22 protein-coding genes are annotated in these 19,812 nt (G+C 37.0%); 16 read left to right on the top strand and 6 right to left on the bottom strand.

Annotated features, from left to right (window positions below; genetic code table 11):
* Positions 1–164: 164 nt before the first annotated feature.
* The 5 genes from BM161_RS10395 to BM161_RS10375 are packed head-to-tail and all read left to right on the top strand — an operon-like array spanning position 165 to position 4,936.
* Positions 165–803 (top strand): hypothetical protein, encoded by a 639-nt coding sequence (locus BM161_RS10395; RefSeq protein WP_074932469.1) that lies wholly within the window; start codon positions 165–167, stop codon positions 801–803.
* A 23-nt stretch (positions 804–826) separates the two neighbouring features.
* Positions 827–1,795, top strand: coding sequence for an LPP20 family lipoprotein (locus BM161_RS10390; protein ID WP_074932467.1), 969 nt, complete (start codon positions 827–829; stop codon positions 1,793–1,795).
* Between the two features lie 13 nt (positions 1,796–1,808).
* The gene (locus BM161_RS10385; protein WP_074932466.1) at positions 1,809–2,723 is read left to right on the top strand and encodes a hypothetical protein; all 915 of its coding nucleotides are present in this window, start codon (positions 1,809–1,811) and stop codon (positions 2,721–2,723) included.
* Positions 2,724–2,739: 16 nt separating this feature from the next.
* Positions 2,740–4,650 (top strand): InlB B-repeat-containing protein, encoded by a 1,911-nt coding sequence (locus BM161_RS10380; RefSeq protein ID WP_074932464.1) that lies wholly within the window; start codon positions 2,740–2,742, stop codon positions 4,648–4,650.
* Between the two features lie 13 nt (positions 4,651–4,663).
* Positions 4,664–4,936: a hypothetical protein gene (locus tag BM161_RS10375; RefSeq protein WP_074932462.1), complete on the top strand. Its 273-nt coding sequence runs from the start codon at positions 4,664–4,666 to the stop codon at positions 4,934–4,936.
* Between the two features lie 16 nt (positions 4,937–4,952).
* Here BM161_RS10375 and BM161_RS14205 read toward each other — a convergent pair whose 3' ends face one another.
* From BM161_RS14205 to BM161_RS10355, 4 genes are all read right to left on the bottom strand, one after another.
* The gene (locus tag BM161_RS14205; RefSeq protein WP_083425772.1) at positions 4,953–5,849 is read right to left on the bottom strand and encodes a helix-turn-helix domain-containing protein; all 897 of its coding nucleotides are present in this window, start codon (positions 5,847–5,849) and stop codon (positions 4,953–4,955) included.
* Between the two features lie 10 nt (positions 5,850–5,859).
* Positions 5,860–6,666: a hypothetical protein gene (locus tag BM161_RS10365; protein WP_074932461.1), complete on the bottom strand. Its 807-nt coding sequence runs from the start codon at positions 6,664–6,666 to the stop codon at positions 5,860–5,862.
* Positions 6,667–6,695: 29 nt separating this feature from the next.
* Positions 6,696–7,049, bottom strand: coding sequence for a hypothetical protein (locus tag BM161_RS10360; RefSeq protein WP_074932459.1), 354 nt, complete (start codon positions 7,047–7,049; stop codon positions 6,696–6,698).
* 247 nt (positions 7,050–7,296) lie between these two features.
* Entirely contained in the window at positions 7,297–7,644 is a 348-nt protein-coding gene (locus BM161_RS10355) for a hypothetical protein (protein WP_074932458.1), read from the bottom strand.
* 1,061 nt (positions 7,645–8,705) lie between these two features.
* On the opposite strand from BM161_RS10355, the gene BM161_RS10350 reads away from it, so the two are divergent.
* The 6 genes from BM161_RS10350 (at position 8,706) to BM161_RS10325 (ending at position 15,057) form a co-directional block, all read left to right on the top strand.
* Positions 8,706–9,428 carry a hypothetical protein gene (locus tag BM161_RS10350; protein WP_074932456.1) on the top strand — a complete coding sequence of 241 codons (723 nt, stop codon included), beginning with the start codon at positions 8,706–8,708 and terminating at the stop codon, positions 9,426–9,428.
* Positions 9,429–10,126: 698 nt separating this feature from the next.
* Positions 10,127–10,324: a hypothetical protein gene (locus BM161_RS10345; protein WP_074932455.1), complete on the top strand. Its 198-nt coding sequence runs from the start codon at positions 10,127–10,129 to the stop codon at positions 10,322–10,324.
* A gap of 222 nt (positions 10,325–10,546) precedes the next feature.
* Positions 10,547–12,208 carry an N-6 DNA methylase gene (locus BM161_RS10340; protein WP_074932453.1) on the top strand — a complete coding sequence of 554 codons (1,662 nt, stop codon included), beginning with the start codon at positions 10,547–10,549 and terminating at the stop codon, positions 12,206–12,208.
* A gap of 191 nt (positions 12,209–12,399) precedes the next feature.
* The gene (locus tag BM161_RS10335; protein WP_074932452.1) at positions 12,400–12,648 is read left to right on the top strand and encodes a helix-turn-helix domain-containing protein; all 249 of its coding nucleotides are present in this window, start codon (positions 12,400–12,402) and stop codon (positions 12,646–12,648) included.
* Positions 12,649–12,668: 20 nt separating this feature from the next.
* Positions 12,669–13,724: a hypothetical protein gene (locus tag BM161_RS10330; RefSeq protein WP_074932450.1), complete on the top strand. Its 1,056-nt coding sequence runs from the start codon at positions 12,669–12,671 to the stop codon at positions 13,722–13,724.
* 136 nt (positions 13,725–13,860) lie between these two features.
* Entirely contained in the window at positions 13,861–15,057 is a 1,197-nt protein-coding gene (locus tag BM161_RS10325; RefSeq protein ID WP_074932449.1) for a hypothetical protein, read from the top strand.
* Here the strand turns inward: BM161_RS10325 and BM161_RS10320 are convergent.
* Complete coding sequence (locus BM161_RS10320; RefSeq protein ID WP_143090543.1) at positions 15,054–15,572, bottom strand: hypothetical protein; 519 nt, start codon at positions 15,570–15,572, stop codon at positions 15,054–15,056. The genes BM161_RS10325 and BM161_RS10320 overlap by 4 nt on opposite strands.
* A complete protein-coding gene (locus BM161_RS10315) occupies positions 15,538–15,975 on the bottom strand; it encodes an SLOG family protein (protein WP_074932446.1) in 438 nt (145 codons plus the stop codon). The genes BM161_RS10320 and BM161_RS10315 overlap by 35 nt, the downstream gene beginning before the upstream one ends.
* Before the next feature lie 174 nt (positions 15,976–16,149).
* Between BM161_RS10315 and BM161_RS10310 the strand changes: the two genes are divergently transcribed.
* From BM161_RS10310 to BM161_RS10290, 5 genes are all read left to right on the top strand, one after another.
* Positions 16,150–16,449 carry a hypothetical protein gene (locus tag BM161_RS10310; protein ID WP_074932444.1) on the top strand — a complete coding sequence of 100 codons (300 nt, stop codon included), beginning with the start codon at positions 16,150–16,152 and terminating at the stop codon, positions 16,447–16,449.
* 68 nt (positions 16,450–16,517) lie between these two features.
* Positions 16,518–16,859: a hypothetical protein gene (locus BM161_RS10305; protein ID WP_074932443.1), complete on the top strand. Its 342-nt coding sequence runs from the start codon at positions 16,518–16,520 to the stop codon at positions 16,857–16,859.
* Between the two features lie 66 nt (positions 16,860–16,925).
* Positions 16,926–18,503 (top strand): PcfJ domain-containing protein, encoded by a 1,578-nt coding sequence (locus BM161_RS10300; protein ID WP_083425771.1) that lies wholly within the window; start codon positions 16,926–16,928, stop codon positions 18,501–18,503.
* A gap of 18 nt (positions 18,504–18,521) precedes the next feature.
* The gene (locus tag BM161_RS10295; protein WP_074932440.1) at positions 18,522–18,767 is read left to right on the top strand and encodes a hypothetical protein; all 246 of its coding nucleotides are present in this window, start codon (positions 18,522–18,524) and stop codon (positions 18,765–18,767) included.
* 1 nt (position 18,768) lies between these two features.
* On the top strand, positions 18,769–19,791 hold the full coding sequence (locus BM161_RS10290; RefSeq protein ID WP_074932438.1) for a hypothetical protein: 1,023 nt from the start codon (positions 18,769–18,771) through the stop codon (positions 19,789–19,791).
* Positions 19,792–19,812 lie beyond the last annotated feature (21 nt).

The raw sequence follows: 19,812 nt of genomic DNA, 5'->3' as shown, positions 1-19,812 counted from the left end.
ATATAAAGTCATTCCCGTGCAATGGGAATATAGATCACTTATATTTTACGACATCAGGGCCAATTGTCAAATATTTGATTGGTTTTAAAAGTGAAATTGTTCCCGTGACTTGGGAATAACTTGAACGTATATTCATACTAGATTCAATTCGAGGAGGAATCGCTATGAAAAAGATTAATGGCTTTTTCGCAATGTGTATGGTTGGAGTTTTTGCTTTTGTGAGCTGTGCTAGTGCTCCAAAAATGAAGGATGTATCAGGTCCAACTGAAATTATTGAGCATAAGGGAACTGCTTTTGGTGTCGCTCAGCCGAATTGGGTTCAGGAGGTGCTTTTTACTTCAAATCAGAAGGCTCTCCAAAAGGCACTTGGTATTGATAAACATGTTTGGGTAGTAACAAAGCAGGGGGAAAATCTGGATTTCGTTTCTAATTGGGCTGATCAGGTTGAAGCTCGAGCTCAGATTTCTGCTTCTATCAAACAGGGGATTTCTGATTTTGTCGGAGCGCATCTGGTAGGGGACGATGGTGATGTAGAAGAGACTGTTGAAAGATATTCGGCTCGTGCTTCTGCTATTACAGTTTCTGGCCTGAACAAGGAAGCTGACTGGTGGTTCCGCGGAATTACAAAGGCTGATAAGAAGGCTGGCCGTGAGCCAAAATACACATACCTTGTGGTCTATTCGCTTGATGAGGACTTGTATCAGAAGCAGATAAAGAAAGCTTTTAATGGCGAGGATGACAAGGTTGTTGATGATTTAATCCAGTATCTGATGAATTACACAATGGTTCTAGGCAAGGAATAACTTTGCTGACAGGAGGGCTGAATATGAAAATGAAGAAGCATCTATCTCTGCTGATTTTGTATTCAGCCCTCTGCTATGCGGCTGCTCCAGTCTGGAAGCTGAATCTTGAAAAGCAGTTTCCCGCAGAAAAATATGTGCGAGCCATTGGGGAAGGGGCGACAGAATCGGCTGCAAAAAAGTCTGCACTTGCAGAATTGAGCGCTTATTTTTCTCAGACAATTATTGCAGAGTCCGAAAGCTATCAGAAAATCCGACAGGCAGGAGCTAGCAATGGAACAAGCTCAGATTTACGTGAAAAAGTAATTGTTCATTCTGATACGGAGCTTTTCTGTGTCAAATATACAGCTGCCTGGACTGATCCAAAATCAAAGAAGGTATTCGTTTGTGCTTTCATAGATCGCAAAGAAGCCTGGGACCTTATCACTCAGAAAATGAAGGGACTTGAAGACAAATGTAATCAGCTTTCAAAACTGGCAAATAACGAAAAGGAGCCCTTCAAGAAACTACTGCTTCTTACTAAAATCAGGCCCTTTTATTCTGAGTATTCCGGGCTTTATGAGAAGGCAGTTGCTTTATTTCCAAAATGCGGCCAGCAATTTGAAGCCTTTATCAGAAAAATGGATGGCTATATGAACGAACTGATGCTTCTGAAGGCTTCTACAGCAATTCAGGTAAAGGTCTCTGGAGATAAGGGAAATTCAATCTATAGCAAAATAGCTGAATTATTGATGCAGAAGGGCTTTCTGATTTCTCCTGATGGCCACTATCAGCTTACTGCCACTGTGAACTGGAATGAAGCCAAACTGAATGAGGTTTATTCGGCTTACCCAAATATCAAAATTGTTATTACCGGAAATGGGCGGACCTTTGCTTCATTCAACGGAGAATGCGAGAAGATTGCGGCTTATAATCAGGAAAGTATGCAAAGAAGTGCAATTTTTCGCCTGGAAGAGTTGCTTGAAGAAAGCTTCATCAAAGAGTGTTTTGAATAATCTGGAGGTGCTTATGAATAAACGAATAGTCATAGTTCTTTTTTATGCGCTTTGCTATTTTTCTCTATCAGCAAAAGAGAAAATTGATAATGTAATTGCGAGGGCAGCAGAAGACATTGTTCAGAAATGTGACGCAAAATCAATTCTTGTTATTGATGATTTTGAAAGCCCAACTCAGAAGATGACTCTCTATATTCGTGAGCAGCTTGCAGATTCAATTTATGCAGAAGATGGCTTACTCAAACTTGTTACCCGCGAGCATATGGATATTGCAGAGAAGGAATTGAAGTTTCAGAACTCGGGAGTTGTAAGCGAGAAAACTATTCTTTCCGTTGCAGAAAGGCTTGGAGCCCGATTTGCAATTTTTGGAAAGCTTGAGGAATTCAACAGCGGTTTTATTTTACGGGTTCGGATGCTGGATGTAAAAACAGGAGCATATCTTTTCCGCAAAACTTATGAATTCGGATATTCGCAGAAAACAGCTCAGCTTTTGGGGAATGCATCTTCTTATAAAAAGGTAGCAGTTGGTGGCATTGGAGAGATAAATAAAAACTCTATAGAGTTTATTGCGCCTGCCGCAGGTCTTTCTTTTGATTTTAGTCTGTGGAGGAAACTTTCTGTAGGGGGCAAAGTTCTTCTGAGTTATGACTATCATGAAAAACAGAATCAGATTCTGACAATCGAAACTTTAGGCACTTTACGCTATTACATAGTTTCCTTTAGCGGGGAGCCGGTTTCTGGAATCTATCTGGAAGCTCAGGCTGGGGTTTCCTCTCTTCTTGTAGATTCAAAATTAAAAACGGTATTTAACGCAGGCGGCGCTGCGGGCTATAGATTTACGCTTGGAAGCTTTTATGTGGAACCGGAAATCCGCTTTGGATATCCCTATATGTGTGGTGCTGGCCTTGCAGCGGGAATGAGATTTTAGTTCTGGAGGTATTGGTATGAAATATTTATCACGAGCTCTTATAGCTTTTTATTCAATCATAATGTCTCTTTGTGTTATGTCTTGTGAAAACCTGATGTTCATTGATGCAGCTCAGCTTTACCGAGTCAGCTTTGAAACAAACGGCGGAACAGAAATTGAAGCCTATAGAACTGATATAATTGCGAAGGTTCCTGACTGTAAGAAAGAGGATGCAGAGTTTCTCGGCTGGTATACTTCATCAGATTTCTCTAGCGATAAAATCACATTCCCTTATGAGCTTAAGGAAGATACTACTCTGTACGCAAAGTGGGTGCAGAAATATCAGGTTCTTTTTGAAACCAATGGTGGCTCTGAAATTGCCGGCTATAAAACTTCTGTAGTAAAGGATGCCCCAATCACTCTTAAAAATGAAAATATCTTTATAGGCTGGTATACAACTCCAGACTTTTCCGGAGAAGCAGCTTCATTCCCATATACTCTGACAGAACCGACTGTGTTTTATGCAAAATGGGCCCAGATATTCACAGTGCAGTTTGAGACGAACGGAGGAAGTTCGCTTGCTGATATTCGTGGAAGTTCTATTTTAGAGACCCCAATATCAACCAAAACCGGCTATATCTTAAAAGGCTGGTATTCAGATGAGGATTTATTAAATCCTGTTACTTTCCCACTTATTCTATCTGGAAATTGCACCCTTTATGCAAAATGGGAGGCAAGTTCAGATATTACATATACAGTTGAGCATTACAAGCAGAGTGAAGATTTTACGACCTATAACCTTGCAGCTTCAGAAGCCTTACAGGGTGCTACTGATTCTCTTACTCAGGCGAAGTCTAAGAACTATTCGGGATATCATTATAAGAATTTTGAACAGAAAAAGGTTGCGGCTGATGGTTCAACTGTAATCCGGATTTATTACGATATTGATAGCTTCATGGTAATCTTCAACTCTAATGATGGAACCAACAATACTTATAATCAGGTGTTCTTTTATAACCAGAGCCAGAAACTAATCACTAATAGATTTACTCGTAGCGGCTACACCTTTGAAGGTTGGACTACAGAAATTAATGGTGATGTTAAGTATAACGATTCTGAATCTGTGAAGTTTACTTTGCAGAATAATACCTCAAAGCATCTTTATGCAGTCTGGAGTTATGGGGAGACAATAACAGATGATACTATTCAAAATTTAGACCTCTCTAATCTTGATGATAGTTATACAGTAAAGGTAACTGGGGAAATAAATCAGTATTCATTAATGCGATTAGCTGAAAAAATTGAAAAGGCCAATAATAATATTACTCTGGATTTATCAAGGACAACAGGACTAGATATCATTTGTGGGACAAAAGAAAATACTTCAGTTTTTAAAAATTGTAAGAACCTAACTTCGGTAGTTTTACCTGAAGGGTTAGTAACAATTGGGGCATATACATTCGCATACTGTGGAGCTTTGAAAGCTATTTCATTTCCAAAGAGTTTAAAAACAATAGGTAATAATGCATTTTATTATACTGGGCTTGAAAAATTGCTTTTGTCTAATGTAGAAGTAATAGGAAAGTCCGCTTTTGAAAAGTGTTCATCACTAAGTAAGATAAATATGTCTGGTGTAAAAACTATTTCTTCTAATGCCTTTTCTTCTTGTTCTAGTTTGGTAGATGTTGTAATTGATGCACAGATTATTGATTATAGAGCCTTCGAAGCATGTAACAATCTTACATCTGTAACTTTATCTAAATCTGTAAAAAGAATAGATGGCTATGCTTTTCAAAAATGCAATAACTTAAGTTATGTGATTTTTTTAGATAAAAAGAATTGGTATTCTACTTCGAATTCGTCGTCACCAGTTGATGTAAGTGATTCTGCTGTAAATGCAAGAAATTTGATTCTTTGTCTAGGTGGCAGTAGTTGGTATAAAAAATGAGGGGAGAATTATAATGAGTGAAATTGATGAAATCCGTGGCTTAGAATCCGTGCATAAAATTAAAGCAATCGAATCAACTTATGAAGTAAGAGAAGTAAAACAAGATATTGTTTATCTGAGGCAGAAGGCTCGCCTACTGCAGCGAAATGCAGTCCTGACTGGAGACTGGACTTATTATGCTCAACTGCTTGATATTCAGGACCGTATTCGTTGCCACAAGGAGATTCTGGAAAAATATCCTTATGATGGAAAATCGTCGTTTGCGGAACTGCTTAAGAAAGACTAGGGAAGGGGGCTTATAATTAGTGAATTTCTCTAGTAATTAATAGACTCTCAATCGGTCTATTCAAAATCCTAGCAAGAACAGAAAGTGTATCAATACTTGGAAGAGTCTCACCATAATACCAGCGGTAAATAGCCTGCGGCTTTTCCCATCCCATAATACGTGCAAAGATTTTTGGACTAACACCTTCTTCTTTCATAACTTCTTCAAGATGTTTTCCTGTGGCTACCATATCTATAACAGGATGGCTTGTTTTTTCTTTGTCAGCTCCAACAGGCAAAGAATAATGTTCCTCTTCGTGTGATAAAAAACCATGTACACGAGTAAGCTTTACAACACCTGAGCCAAAGCAAGTATTTTCCATCATTCGAAGTTTATAACCTTCGCCATGAAAAAAGCATTCCCCAATTTCATCAGAATCTTCATCAGTTCCACAATCATAATCAAGACCATATTTCTGACGTAAATCAAGATACTCTTCAGCATCTGGCTTACAGTAATAGTCTTCGAAAGCATCTTCAAAACGACCATGAGTTATTCTATTCGTCGTGAGCATATTTGGATAAACACCATATCGGTCTTTGAATACTTCACAATATTTCTTAATTTCTTCAATCCAGTTTTTATACCTTCTGATAAAAGTGTAATAGCATAAATCCAGCGGATTCTTTTCAAGATATTCATTTACATCTTCTTCATCAGGCATATCGCTCTGGTCTTCGTTCTCATCATAACGGTCAGCATATTCATCTGCATTATCTTCATCTTCCGAATAATCTAAATCATCATCTGTACATTCATCTTCCGGAGGTACTTCCTTAATATCATCTTTAAGCCAGGGAAAATCCAAATCACTTGCAAGATTCATTATTCGTGAGTTTTCTTCGATAATCTTTTCACGTTCTTTCTTAGTCATAGTTTCCCTCTTATATTCCATTATATTCGTTATTTATACTAATAGACCAGTTGATTTCATTAGGATAATATTCATCAATAAGCTGTTTCAATTTACCTGTCATTTCTTTGAAGAATGGATACATCTTTATTTTATCCAGAGAGAATGAAGTATCAAAGATTTCCCCATCGTAATCCAATAAATCACAATAATCTTCCTGATTATTTATTTCTTTTTCATAACTATTGAACAATTCAAGAACTTTCTCTTTAAACTCATCAGATTTAGGCTTTTCAACAGTCGTAATGTTTTTCTCGTAACAATAGCTTTCCATTTGAGAAATATAAAGAGAACCATCCCAAAAAACAGTAAAATGATAAGAATAATCTTCATCCATATAAGTGTACGAGTTATTAATAGTAAAGATTGTTCCTATGGAGTTTTCTTTTGCTTCAATTTCAGAAATTGGATAAGCAAGCATCCATTCAGGATTAATTGTTCCCTTTTTTATTGGTTCAAGAATCATATCCCGTTGTATAAAGTACTCATTTCCCTGTTTATCTACGGCATAGACACAAGCTACATCGCTATCATCTAAACAATATTTCAAGGGACTAGGATCTATTATTTTTCCAAAGTTGATACAATTTCTGATATATTCTTCAGCATATCTTTTATTGACTTTAATATCACAAACAGGTTCTTGTTTCCATATATAATAAAGTTTCTTCTTATCCACCCATTTAAGCAGCTCTCTTGAAAAGAAAAATTCATCATCTTTGTCTTTTTTCCACAATCCACCAATTTTATTAAGGTAATAAATTGTTTTTCTTTTCATAACTGCCTCCAATTAGCAAATTATATATATTAAGAATTATAACTATTTTTATCCCATTCCTTCCTTTTTCTTTCCTGTTCTTCGTGAAAAATATCAGTATGACCGTCATTGCTTTCCACAGCTTTTTCAAGAATCTGTTTATACAGATAATCAAGAGTAATACAAGCATGAACTGTAGTTCTTAACTTAGTTCCAAAAGTTTCATTCACATAAGTTACAAATTGCAGCATTTCATCTTCATCTAAAAAATGGTCTAAATCTTCGAGTGTATTATCAACAGTAAAAATACTATGCCCGAAAGTTTCATCCCAATACCTGCAGCAAAAATCATCTATTTCAGAATACAAAGTTTTTTTATCAATCAACTTCTCATCAGTATTCATACTTATACCTCTGTAATAATTTAAGCCAGGGAAGGAGTCGAACCTTCATCAACTGAGCCTGTATATCTCAGTAGGCTTCCTGTAAGCCATCCCGGCCAAAATGCCGGATTTTATTTTTTGATGGAAACCGGTAAACATCGTTTGTTCTCTTCTCGGCGGAACCTGTAGCAGATACTTAAACCGTTTCTACAACCATTTTAATAATACCATGCTTTTACAGTATTATCATTCAACTCATAGTTGAAAACTAATCCCAAAGAATTATACCACTCTTTATTTCAAGCAAATCATCACATTCTTTACATTTTAACTTTTTCAAATAAGGTATTTTTTTTATTATCATTTCAAACTCATAGTTGATATTATATGCTTCATTTAATTTCTTCCAGGTCAGTTTTTCCATAACTTTATTGCAGTTTTTACATTTTAGTTTTCTATTATTGTCTGCTTTAATAAGTGATAACTTCCAGGTGCCACATTCCGGACAGACAAAAAGAACTCGCTCCTTGCCATATAGTGGCATCATTCCGCAACCAAGAAAGAAATTTTCTTCTGCTCCACATTTATTACAAATGCCTCTAAATCCTTTTCCCATATAAGACCTCCTAATTTAAGAATATCATAGCACATAAGAGTGACATAGAACGGCACTCTTAATTTACTCACAAAAAAGGGGAAGCCCATTTCTGGACTTTCCCCCCTGGTGGGATAAAGACTATCCCGGACTGATTAAATAGTAATATATAAAAGTGTTCCCGTCATTCAACTATTAGTTGAATGACAAGCAGCTTTACACATGCTATTTTATTCATGGTGATGATGAACCGGCATATTGGGGAACAGTAGTTCAGGTTGAGGGCTAATAGTTCTGATTGAGGACGAAAGTCCAAAAGCGGAAAGCCACAAGGCGACACAGGCACTGGTATGTTGAGGCCGCTATCCGGGGAGAACCGCTGAGGCTCCCCCGCCTTGCAGAGGGTGAAAAGTATTCTGCAGCAGGAGATACCGATAACCGAGTAATCGGATAGGATCGAGCAATCGACTTATGTATTGTGGGTGCAACTCCCACCCTTGCTTAGGACTGTATAAAGTTCCGTAGCGCTTTATAGTTCATAATAAAATTATCTTTCCAAAAGTTAGAGACATGCTTAAATTGTCTATTCCGTGTACATTAAGGCTTGTAGGGTTAGATTCCAGGTTGTCTCGGACCTAGTACGAATCAGCAATGATATCAACGGATATATCGTGCCGAAAACCTTATTGTACATTCTTTTTCATAAAAAAAAGCGGGCTGCTAAAAAGCAGCCCGGTGGGTGAAAGGATAACCTTACTCCCGTTTGAGTGGTCCACACCGAAATTTCATCGTTCATAGACCAAGCAGGTTGTAATTCACTTACGAAAATATCCAATTCCTTATCAAATATTTCCTTGCAAAGTAAAACCCACCACTAAGTTGATTAAACCTATAGCTACTGATACTTCTACCGGTACTTGCCAAATCAGCGACGCTATCCTCTAATAGCCTGCGCATATAGGCTTTCAACTCAAGACAAGCAAATATAGCTTAATGCTTTGTATTACATCTGTCATTCAACTTCTAGTTGAATGACAATTCCAATTCTTCGCTTTACACTTAAAACATATTTCGGAGGTTCTATGAAAAAACTAATTTTATCAATTCTTTTTACTCTTGTTGCTTTCTCTGCCTTTGCAGAAATGAAGCAGTATATCTCAGATGATTACTCACAAATTGGTGTAATTGAATTTTCTCCAACAGATGATGGTCGCTATGCAGTATCGCTAAGTAAACTGTATTCAATAATGGGTTACAAAAACCAGGATACAGTATTATACACATTCAAAAATTATTCCGATGCAAGAAAGTTCTATACAGACCATACTTCTCAAGGTGATGATTTTGAAACATTTGATAAATGTTATAAAGAAATCCAGGCAACAGAAAAATATAAACAATCAGATTTACAAAAGTTTAATGATAACGGAACACTTACTCTTTTTAGAATTATTGATTATGATGCACCAGTAAAAAAATATGAGGTAACTCCTGATAAGCTTGATTCCGCATATGAAACATACACAATAAAAGAACTGGAAGATCTTCATGATGAACTTAATAACAAAAAGGTTGCTGTCTTTAATACAAAACTTATCGGAGATGATCCAATAGACAGTAAAGGTAATGTTCCAGCCGTTATCCGCAACATGGAAAATACAGAATCATTTATCGTAATGATTCCGCCAAAACTAAGAGACACTTTTTACCAGAACAAAAGACAATCCTTAAATTACTACGGCACACTGGTAGTAAATTCAAGTTATGATTATTACATCCTGGTTGAAAAGATAACAATGAATTAGTTTTCAACTACAAGTTGAATGACTTTTGTATAGTTTGTAAATTATAATTAAATTGAGCGAACTTTTTAGAGGATTTTATCACCTCTCCGTTTCCGTAAGATTCGGCAAGGGTGGACTTGATACCCCATCGGTTCGCTCTTTTTTTATAAAAAAAGCATACTTCTAATCTCAGAAGTATACTAAATGGCGGATACTCTTCGCATCCAAAATTGTTGAAGTAATACAATCCCAAAAAGTTAATTCTTTTTGTAATTATTATAATATCAAGTATTTTTTCTTTTTTTCATTCAACTACAAGTTGAATGACTTCTTATACTTCCAATGCTATTATTAACTCATCAGAGGTCACTATATGTCTCCTCTGCACCGGACCTAAAAAATCCGTATATGCCAGGAGTTAATTTCTAATTACCGTAAGATGGTTTTTGCCATGTCCTGAAAGGCATATCAGAGTGGTTTTTAGAAATTAATTCCATTATCAAAAGTTTATAATGTACCTTCAAGAGCAGAAATCCCTTAAGAAAGGAAACTTACCGCCCTCTGGCGTTAGCGATCGATCGTGGGGTGGCGGTCCACGGAAGGTACTTTTGTCTGGGGGCTTGATACAATACTTCTATCCACGCCAAAAGGCACTATGCTAACATCCAGACTGTTATGCGGAAGTACTTTTATCAAGCCGTTTTTTTTTAAGGTTAATTATGAGTTACGGTCCATTACCAGAATTCTTAAAGAGTAAATATATTATTCATGAAATGTATAATGTTCATGTTTCAAAAGATGCACCAAAAGATATTGTTGAAAAAATGCGGAAACTCAGAATAGAGTGGTATGGCGATGAAAATGTTTACGGTGAAAAAAATTATAAAGGTCCGTTCTATCCGCGTAATAAGATATAACATGTAAAAAACATCCAGCATCCTCACATTCTTCAACAAGATGTCTTCATTACATCTGCTAATGAAGATGTTTCTATCTGACTTCAAAAAAAAATAAATGTTTGAATAAGATTATTCAAGATTTTACTTTACAAACCGATATTTATGTAGTATATTATAATCAAGGTTGCTTGAATAAGCCAATAAATACAATTTTGATTCAACCCCCCTTGGAGGACTTTTATGTCATATGCTAAGCACTTTTATGTAGAACGCGCAATGCAGGATATCAACTTTTCTATTTCTGAGGCAGGAAATGGAGCTGACCTTGTAATTGCTTTTGCGGCTTTTGTTGCGAAGAAGCATTCTATGAGTCCTTCTGTTTCTGTTGCCGAAGCACTTGCGGGGGACGACCTTCCTGCCGCTGTTAAGGAGTTTATTGCCGGTGAGGGGGCCAAGTGGGGTAGTCTTTCTCTTTCGAGTTTTGAAAAGGTATCTGCAGATGACATCAAAAATTATATTACAGATAAGATTGCGGAACGAAATGAGAGACTAGGATTTGCTCACGGAGCTGTTCAGAATCAGCCTGATACTTTGAACATCTTGAATGCAGGTATTCTTGATATTAAAGCTGATGATTCTGTTCTTGATCTTGGAACTGGTTTTGCGGCTTTTCCGATTTATGTTGCAAATCATTATTCATATAAAAAGCTTGAAGGAATTGAAATCAATGCTAAGACCAGACTTTATGCCAGCCTTCTTACATATCTGGCCGGGTTGGAAATTGTGATTACGCTTGGTGATGTTCTAAAGCTTTCTGCTGCTAAGAAATATAATAAGATTTATGCTTTTCCGGATCTGAATGCTGATACAACTCTTCCTTTTATTGATAAGATTTGTGAGCTTCTTGCTGATAATGGTCGTGCGGTTGTTTTACTTGGTCAAAGTTTCTTGTTTGATGAGAGTCGCTCTCGTAAAGAGGAAAGACAGAAACTTATTGAAGGCGGATTTGTTGAGGCTGTGATTGAACTTCCTGTTGGCGTACTTCAGCCTTTTGCCGGAGTTAATACTTGTCTGCTTGTTTTATCTAAGAATAATAAGTCGCTTCGAATGGTTGATGCCAGTGACTTTCATGAAAAAACTCGACGCGGTGCCAGCTCTCTTACTGCTGAAGCTGCAGAAGCAATTGTGAAATTTATCGGCCAGGACAGTGATAAATCAAGACGCCTTGATTATGCGGAAATCAAGGCAAAAGATTATTACCTAGGATCAAGAGCATATTTCCTTGAAGAAAAAATCTCTTTGTCTGGAGTAGACAATTATGTAAAACTGAGCGATTTGCTTGAAGGAAAAATTATGCGTGGTGCTCAGATTAAAGCGTCGGAACTTGAGGAACTTGGCAGCGATGATGACACAGGACTTTACTATGCATTTGCAAAAGATATAAAGGATAACAGTCTTGCTTCTGACCTCAAGCCTCTAAAAGAGATTGATAAAAAACTTGAAAACATTGCACTAAAAGAGGGGGATCTTCTGCTTGTAATGGCAATGACTGAAACCCTTAAGGTTGCATGTGTTGAAAAGCTTGAAGGACGCAAGATCATTCCTGCCAGCAATATCTATATTATCCGTCTGGATAAGTCAAAGATTTTGCCGACTTACTTTAAGATGCTTCTGGAAACTGAACAGGCTTTCAAGAATTTTGATGCATTTGCATCAGGTACTGCAATCAGAGCTATAAGTGTTGATTATCTGAATAAGCTTCAGATTCCGCTGCCTGCTCTCGAAGTACAAAATGAACTTGTTAAAAAGTATCGTAAAATAGAGGACGAGAGCGAGTCGCTGAAAAAGCGGCTCGCGGCTCTGGCAAAGGAAAAGGGTGAAGTTTTAGCCTCGCTCTTTTAATCTGAAAAAATAAAAAAAAAGTCGATTTTTCTCTCAGTAATTTTTTGCGTTGCCATACGGCAAGGCTAGGAGAGTCGTCGTCTCTTCAGAAAAATCAAGGTGGTAAGCCTAAAAATTGCTTTCGCAATTTTCTTAACGGCTTGCTATTTATCACCGGCCGCCTACCGGGCGGCCTTACTCAGGAGGAAGGTATGAAAATGAAATCTTGTACACGTAACAATTATTCAGAATTCATTGAATTCGAGATTCAGGATGTAGTTTCTAAAAACGTAAAACGCTGCGTTGCTCAATCCGGTTACACAGCCGAAGAACTCAGTTACCGTACAAATCTCTCTGTTGCAACTATCAACCGCCTCAAGGCCGGTCAGAACCTTTCATTCCACAGCCTCAGCGCCCTGGCCGACGCACTGGGCAAGGACTGGAGAGTATTCTTCGCTTGAATTTTTGAAGGAGTATTATCATGGAATTAGATTTTTACGGATGCAATAAAGGAAACAAGGTTGTACCTCAACCTGTTGAGAATCCAGATAACGCAGTTTATCATCAGGACTGGAATTATGAAAATGGAGTCAGAAAGCCTGACCCGGAAAATATTCCTGAACAGGTTGGGCCATGGAAATTGAAAGGTTGCAACGGAACCAAAGGTAATGAGGCTCTTCACTATATCCGTTCAGACCCTTATGTTCATTGTGTTGTTAATAAAGTTAAGAATGGCTATAGGATTTCTATGGGAATAAGCCGGCCTGCTGGTTGTGAAATCCGATATAACAATGTTGATACCCTTGAAGAAGCTTTCAAAGACATGGAAGTTTACAATATGGACAAACTTTTTAAGAGAACTTATGGAAAACTGAGAAGTGATACCCGTTTTAAAAATCAGCTTGCTCTTGAAAAGCCTTTGTATGGTGTTCTTACCTGGGGCATCGTAAAAACAAGTAAAGAGAAATTTGAAGCACTAAAGAAAGAAATCGTTCGTGCACGTTTCGATTATGATGAAAGCACCTGTAACCCAGATGGAATTCTAATTACAAATCCTTCAAGAGCCGATGTTCAGTATTTTGCAGAACATTTTGGAAAGAGGGATTTCATTTATGGAGAACGCACGTTGAGTGAGATCACCGGATATTATCAGCTTGATGTGGAATTCTGGGAATATGAAGAAACAACCAAGTACAATATCACAACACGCAGTGTATCGGAAACAGACTCTCTGGATATTTATGAGGATAAGACAGAAAAGCTTGATGACTTTATGGCACGTCATTATTTTACATTTTCTGATTCATTCTCTAATGTACTTAATAGTGCTTCAAGAAATATCTTCCAGAAGTATTCCTGGAAAGAGCCTCGTCAGTTCCTTCGTGAAGTAGAGACCTATCTTACCGAGCATCACAAATATACAGGCCTTGCCCAGTGGCGCTACCGTGCAAGAATGCTGCATAAGCCGCAGTCCTGGGAACTTGAAGACGGTACAAGAAACGCTTATTACGAAATGTGGATTAAGAACCAGACTTAAAATTAATGAACTGAAAATTTTGCATATCATTACATGATGTTTTAGTATGCTATTCTACAACCAAGGTGGTTACATTCCTTCTACAGACTCATGGAGAGAAGGAATCCCTCCGTTTGATTCTACTGAGGTGACGTTTATGTCCTATAAAACAATTTGTGAAACTGATGCAGATTTTCTTTTATATTTTAAATATTTGGAGAACGATGGTTTTGTTTTCACATATGTAAAAAAAGAAAATAATATTTTTAAGAGTTTTGTGAATTGTAATGGAAAAATATTTGGACCTTTTGATCGTGTGACAGGTCCTTATGGTTATTCCCCATCAAAAGGAGAATGGACTGCATATAAGGATGATCTGATCTTAGAATATTCTGATAATGGAAATGAATGTAAAACAACAAGTACAAATGGAATAAGTGTGGCATCTAAAACAAAAGCAGATATACCATTTTCAGTTACAGCAAATGGAAAAACCACTATACCAGAAGAATTTTATAATCCAGGAACACATGTATTAAGATTATGTCTAAAAAACAAACAGTGTTTTGTTACAGATAAAAAAAGGTACGGACCTTATTATACAATCTTGGATTCGGAATATCTTGATGAAGAGCATTTTCATTTTACATATAGAAAAAGAAAATATTCTAAACGATGGTACTATAACTGTAATGGAAAAGAAATTGGTCCATTTTTCAATCCTGGTGGACATTTACATTGTGATAAACATCATAGACTTATTCTCAATGAGTTAGGAGATGGTAATTTTATCTTTATCAATGGAGAAAAGATTAAATGTTTTGATGTTCCTTACAGATATTGTAAAATTTATAACTATAATGGGCATGAAATAATTATAGGTGAAGACACAGATAGAAATGTCTATTTTAAGCGTGATGAAATAGAATCTGAATTTTCAGCAGGTATTGTTCTTCCATTAGACAATGGAGATGTAGTTTATAGCAAAAAAGAAAATGATACAGAAACCTGGTTTTATAATGATATTCCTATTTCAATTTCTGTAAGAGGGAAGGATTCCAAAATCTACAATTCTATTATTAAATATACAAGAACAGATTCCAAAGAAAGTCCCAATATCTCTTATTTTATGTTGAAAGGAAAAGAGTATAACGGAATAGTTCTTGAGTCTTTTTGTAAAGGTTATATTATCTGGTTAGAAAATGGCAGTATATTAAGCGCTCCATATAATTTTACGCTTGTTCATCCCCGTTTTGAGCATAACTGTTTTTATGCCAATGATAATTATGAGCAGGAACGTACTGGTAACTTTCTCCGTCTTTTTTACACTCACCGTCTTGCAGGCAGGGATTAAACAACAATATTTTTATACTGATAATTCTGCTGATGCTTTGAGCCTGCTGTAAACTCGCTGATTTGCTTGTCCCAGCCCATGCTGTTGAGATTTTCTCCCCAGCCATTTACATCTTTTACAGTGAGGGATGGGCCAAAGCATTTATTAGAACCATCGATTATGCAATTCTGAAGCTGTTCGTAGCAATGAGCATCATTCTTATCATAACACTGAACAGTAGTACTGCCGCGATAAAAGCGGATTCTGATAGCTCCACGCTTCAGGGCTTCGGTTACAAGAACAGCGCGTGCAGGATTATCTTCTGCGCATTGTCTTGCATCAGGTGCGAGTCCGTTTTCTCGGCATAATTGTTCTTTTTCTTCTATATTAAAGCCGAGTATTTCATAATGATTCAAAAAGAAATTAACGTGTGTATCTTCCAGTTCATAAAACACGCCGTCCTTATACCACATGCCTGTTGTTCCAAAGTGTCCGCCCATATTACATTCTCCCTGTAATTCTTCCGTTTTCATCATAGTGATAAATATAAACCTGGATTCCCATTTTCTTTGCCTGATTAACTGTGTAGCCAGTTCCCTTACTTGTTCCGTTCCAGAAAGCTATTACAAATGAGTTTTCAAAACTGGCTATGTATTCAAGCATTTGTTTATTTCTGACGATGCCGGCTCCACGGCCATACTTCTTCCATTCTGCAGGGAACTGTACAACCGGATGATCGTGCTTATGTGCAAATTCTTCTCCGAGTAAATCTACGCCCTTGCAGCATCCACTTACGATTTCAACATCGTTAAGGTTGTTTTCTGAGAGCACTTCTAAAACGCATTTCTCGAAATTATCATAATTCAACTGTGTGCGTCCACCACAGATTAGAATGTGTCTCTGATTTGTATTTGTAATTTTGGCTTCTGGTTCTTTCATTTCCTTTCTCCATCATTATTGATATTTTTACTTTTTTCAATCGTAGCTTCAAATTCTGCTGCGATATTTCCAGCGTTCTTTGCCGGTATAATTTCATTTTACTCTTTCTAAATATCATTAAATGATATAGCCATCATATATTATTAATTTCAGATACGATTTATGGAGGTGTCTATGCTTAAGTTTCTGATTAGTGTATTTGTTATATTCTTTGTTCTTCCATCTGTGATCTTTTCTATCTGGGCATATTTTGATGATAAGAAGGAGGCGAAAAATCGGAAGCCCCCTCGGCCACTTACTCATGCACAAATGATGGCTTTATTGGAACCGGACGGAAAGCCTGCACAAAGACCTTCACAGAAAGTTGAAAGACCTGCTGAAAAAAAACAGGTTGAGCAGCCAAGGCTAATCATCGTAAAACAGTCTCCACATGAGGTACAGACCATAACGCTTAAGCGGGAAATCTACTACTAAAATCTTCTTACAGAAATATCATCATATGATAGTTCTTGTTCTTATATTTTTCTGCAGGAGGTACACCCATGTGTGTTGGTGCGGTTGGTGCTGTCGGTAGTGGTGGAGGGCAGATAGATCCTCTTCTCATGGAACGCTATGCCGTCTTAAATCGTGATTTGCGTTTGAAGCGGCTGAGGGAAGAAAAAGGCATAGAACCTTTAGGTGAGATTTTCTTTCCAGAAGTAAAGGAAGTTGAACCTCCTTTAACCGCCGAAGAAATCCGCGAAATCTATGCTAATCCCATATCAAAAAGAATCCCCATAAAAATTGCATACACAGTTCTTCTAAGACTGTGCGATGAAACCCTTCGTATATCGCAGAACACAGATTATCAAAAACCGATTGCTTTGAGAATGTACGGAGGGTAAGGGAATAAATAAAAAACTATTTTGAATATCATTAAATGATATTCATTCACCATATATTAAATTGATATGGAAAGATACTGGTCATATAACATTAAGAAAAATAATTACATTCCGATCGTCTCAGAACCGCTTTCTGCTTTCCCGACTATTATTGATACAAAGCGGAAAAAGGTTTGGTGCCGCTCTTGCCATCGTTGGGAGAATATTCTTGCTATTTCACAAAATGTTCTTAAAACTGGATGTGGGAAACTCTATGCAGGACCTTTTACAAGAGATGATAGTATCTTTTGCTATGGTTACGATATCTCCCGTAGAGATAGGAATTATACTATTAAAGTGCAGTCACAGATGGTGGCAACAAATTACCGGAGATTGCTGGATAATATTTATGATCTTGATTTGAACAAGAAAGTTCTCTATAGAAATGGCAAAGAAGTTTATTTTCAGGAAGATATCTCAGAATCTCTCTGCCAGGAAATAACAAAACAACTCATAGATGAAATTGGTGATGATTACAAAAAAAAGTTTGGTATAAAGCCCTCAGTAACCTCTTCTCTAAATGGTTTTTCTGTGTTGCTTGGTTATATGCTTTGTCCTTTCAATGTGAACTTTTTTACAATTGCCCGTCACTGGGGCTTGAATCCTAAAGATTCTGATTTTACTTCTATGTCTTCTGGTGATACCCCCGATGCAGAAAATGAAATGTTTGCGAGTCTTGGCATTCGGCCAACTAAAAGTATACGTAAGCTATATCAAAAATATCCGCAGGGAATCATAGGTTATGCTGCGGCGAAGGACCTGGGAATTACAGATGTAAATCTTTTGATGAAGAGTACGACATCCAAATGGTATGCTTTTTTTAAGTTCTATATGATTACAATTTCTGAAGGTTATATTTACTATCCTGTTCGAAGAGCGTTAATGCAATTTACTCAAGATATGCTTGCTCTTTCGAACCAAAAGACAGTTTGGAATTCACTGGATAGAACAATCAATTATCTTGTTGATAAAACTATTCCAGATTTCTATGTAACTGATGGAATTCATCTGTATACAGGATGTTCTCCACATCTTACAGAACGTGAAAAACACCAGATTCTTAGTGAAGGTTTTAATCGTTATACTCATGATTTCCTTATGAGACGAAATAATGCATTTGGTGAGGATATTGCAATCGAGCGTAGAACGGGAGCAGATGCTGCAGAAATACAAAGAGCAGCAGAGCATAATGAGCAATTCAATCTTGAACAGCAGTTTCTCAATCTGGAATACAAGGCAGGGGAAGCTTTTAAAACGAATTCAAAAAAAGAACGAGTTCCTGTTCCAGACGAAGAACGCTATTGCTTTTATGTTGCTAAAAATTCTCTGACACTCAAAATAATTGGAAGCGAAATGAGAAACTGTGTTGGCTGGGGCTATGCAGAAGCGGTTCGGGAGCGGCGAGCGACTATTGTTTATGCAATGCATAATGGAAAATATAAAATTTGTATAGAGGTGACTCCGGATTTCACAATTCGGCAAGCCTTTGGTCCTTGTAACAATGAATTAGATGGTGAAGCTTTTGAAGCCTATTCTGAATGGTGTCAAGAAAAGCATATTGTAAGGCGTAATGCTTTTTCAATCCATTGTGCACCAAGAAGATAAGAAAGGAGGGTATTAGTTATGAAAACAGTTTACGGAAGTGCAATTATGCCAAATGGAATCTGCGGTTTTGGCTATGTTGATGAAGGCCTCCCCAAAGAACAGGCTTTGGCAAAGCTGAAATTAGAAATGCAGAACAATCCAGCTTTTCAGTATTTCCTTTCTACTCTTCCAAAAGAAAAGCGGGCTTCAGTTGTAAAAGAAATAGTGGATTCAATCATTGGTGATAAAGAGGAGTCTCCAAAGCTCCCGGATATGAGAGGCTAACATGAAAGAAGAAAAATATAAAAGATTAATAGAGTTTGCGGTGCCTTCAAAAGAGGTCCGCGATTACTGTGAGACAATTGGACGAAAATTCGCGCCCTATGAATTCGCTGTTTTAATTTGTCAGAATACTCTTTTACGTTATTCTCAGAAGCATACTTTACTTGCGGAATTAGTGCCGGAGCTAAGGGCGGAACCAGATTCTAAATTAAAAACTATCAGCGGGGTATATAAGAATCATTATTCAAATGCAGAAGTAGCTGATGAAATAGAAGCTTATATTGCCATGGAAAATAATATGAAAGATTATCTTCTAAATGATTTTCCTGGATATGTTTATGAACTTGAGTACGAGGAAACAGGGCTGGGAGGAAGGCTTTACAATTGCGGAGTTTTTTCTTCTATTAATAAGATATATGGAGCAATGGAAAAAGAACTTCAGGATTTTAAGGATCTCAAAGAAGATATTCTCTCTTTCAGATTAAGAAAATACAAACTCAATGACAGAGATAATTATGTTTATGGAAAGTTTGTTCCGGAGAAGGATAATCCTGATAAATTTCAGCTTCATTATCTCGATTCCTCTTTTATGGGGCGTGAGTATTGCTCAAGCCATCATGACGGCTTTGATAATCTTCTGGTTTTAATTCCGCATCCATTCCGTAATGGAGATATAATCCGCCGTATTGATGATGGCCAGATGGGTGTTGTATGTAATCTCCAGAATGACGACGTTTTCTTTGAATCTCTTAAGGTTCGCGAAAAGAGGGGTGGGGATATTTCTGATGTTGGTATTCCGGCTGATTATCTTGAGGATGAGACTTTTACTTATGAACATCTTGCCTTCTTCCCGACCTTGTGTGAGAAAGTTGAAGTTGCTGCCTGCAAAGACAACAATCCCAAAATTCCTTTGCTGGAAGCCTGTGCTACGGTTATGAAAGGTCATGGTTCTTTTGAATATCTTTTCCACGAATGGAATAAGTATATAGATGAAAGAAGAATGGAATATCATAAACATCATTACTAATTTTTCTTTTTCTATCACTAA

Origin of the sequence: Treponema bryantii, assembly GCF_900113965.1 — a bacterium.
In the GTDB taxonomy this organism is placed as follows: domain Bacteria; phylum Spirochaetota; class Spirochaetia; order Treponematales; family Treponemataceae; genus Treponema_D; species Treponema_D bryantii_A.
This window is presented reverse-complemented; position numbering and strand designations above follow the sequence as displayed.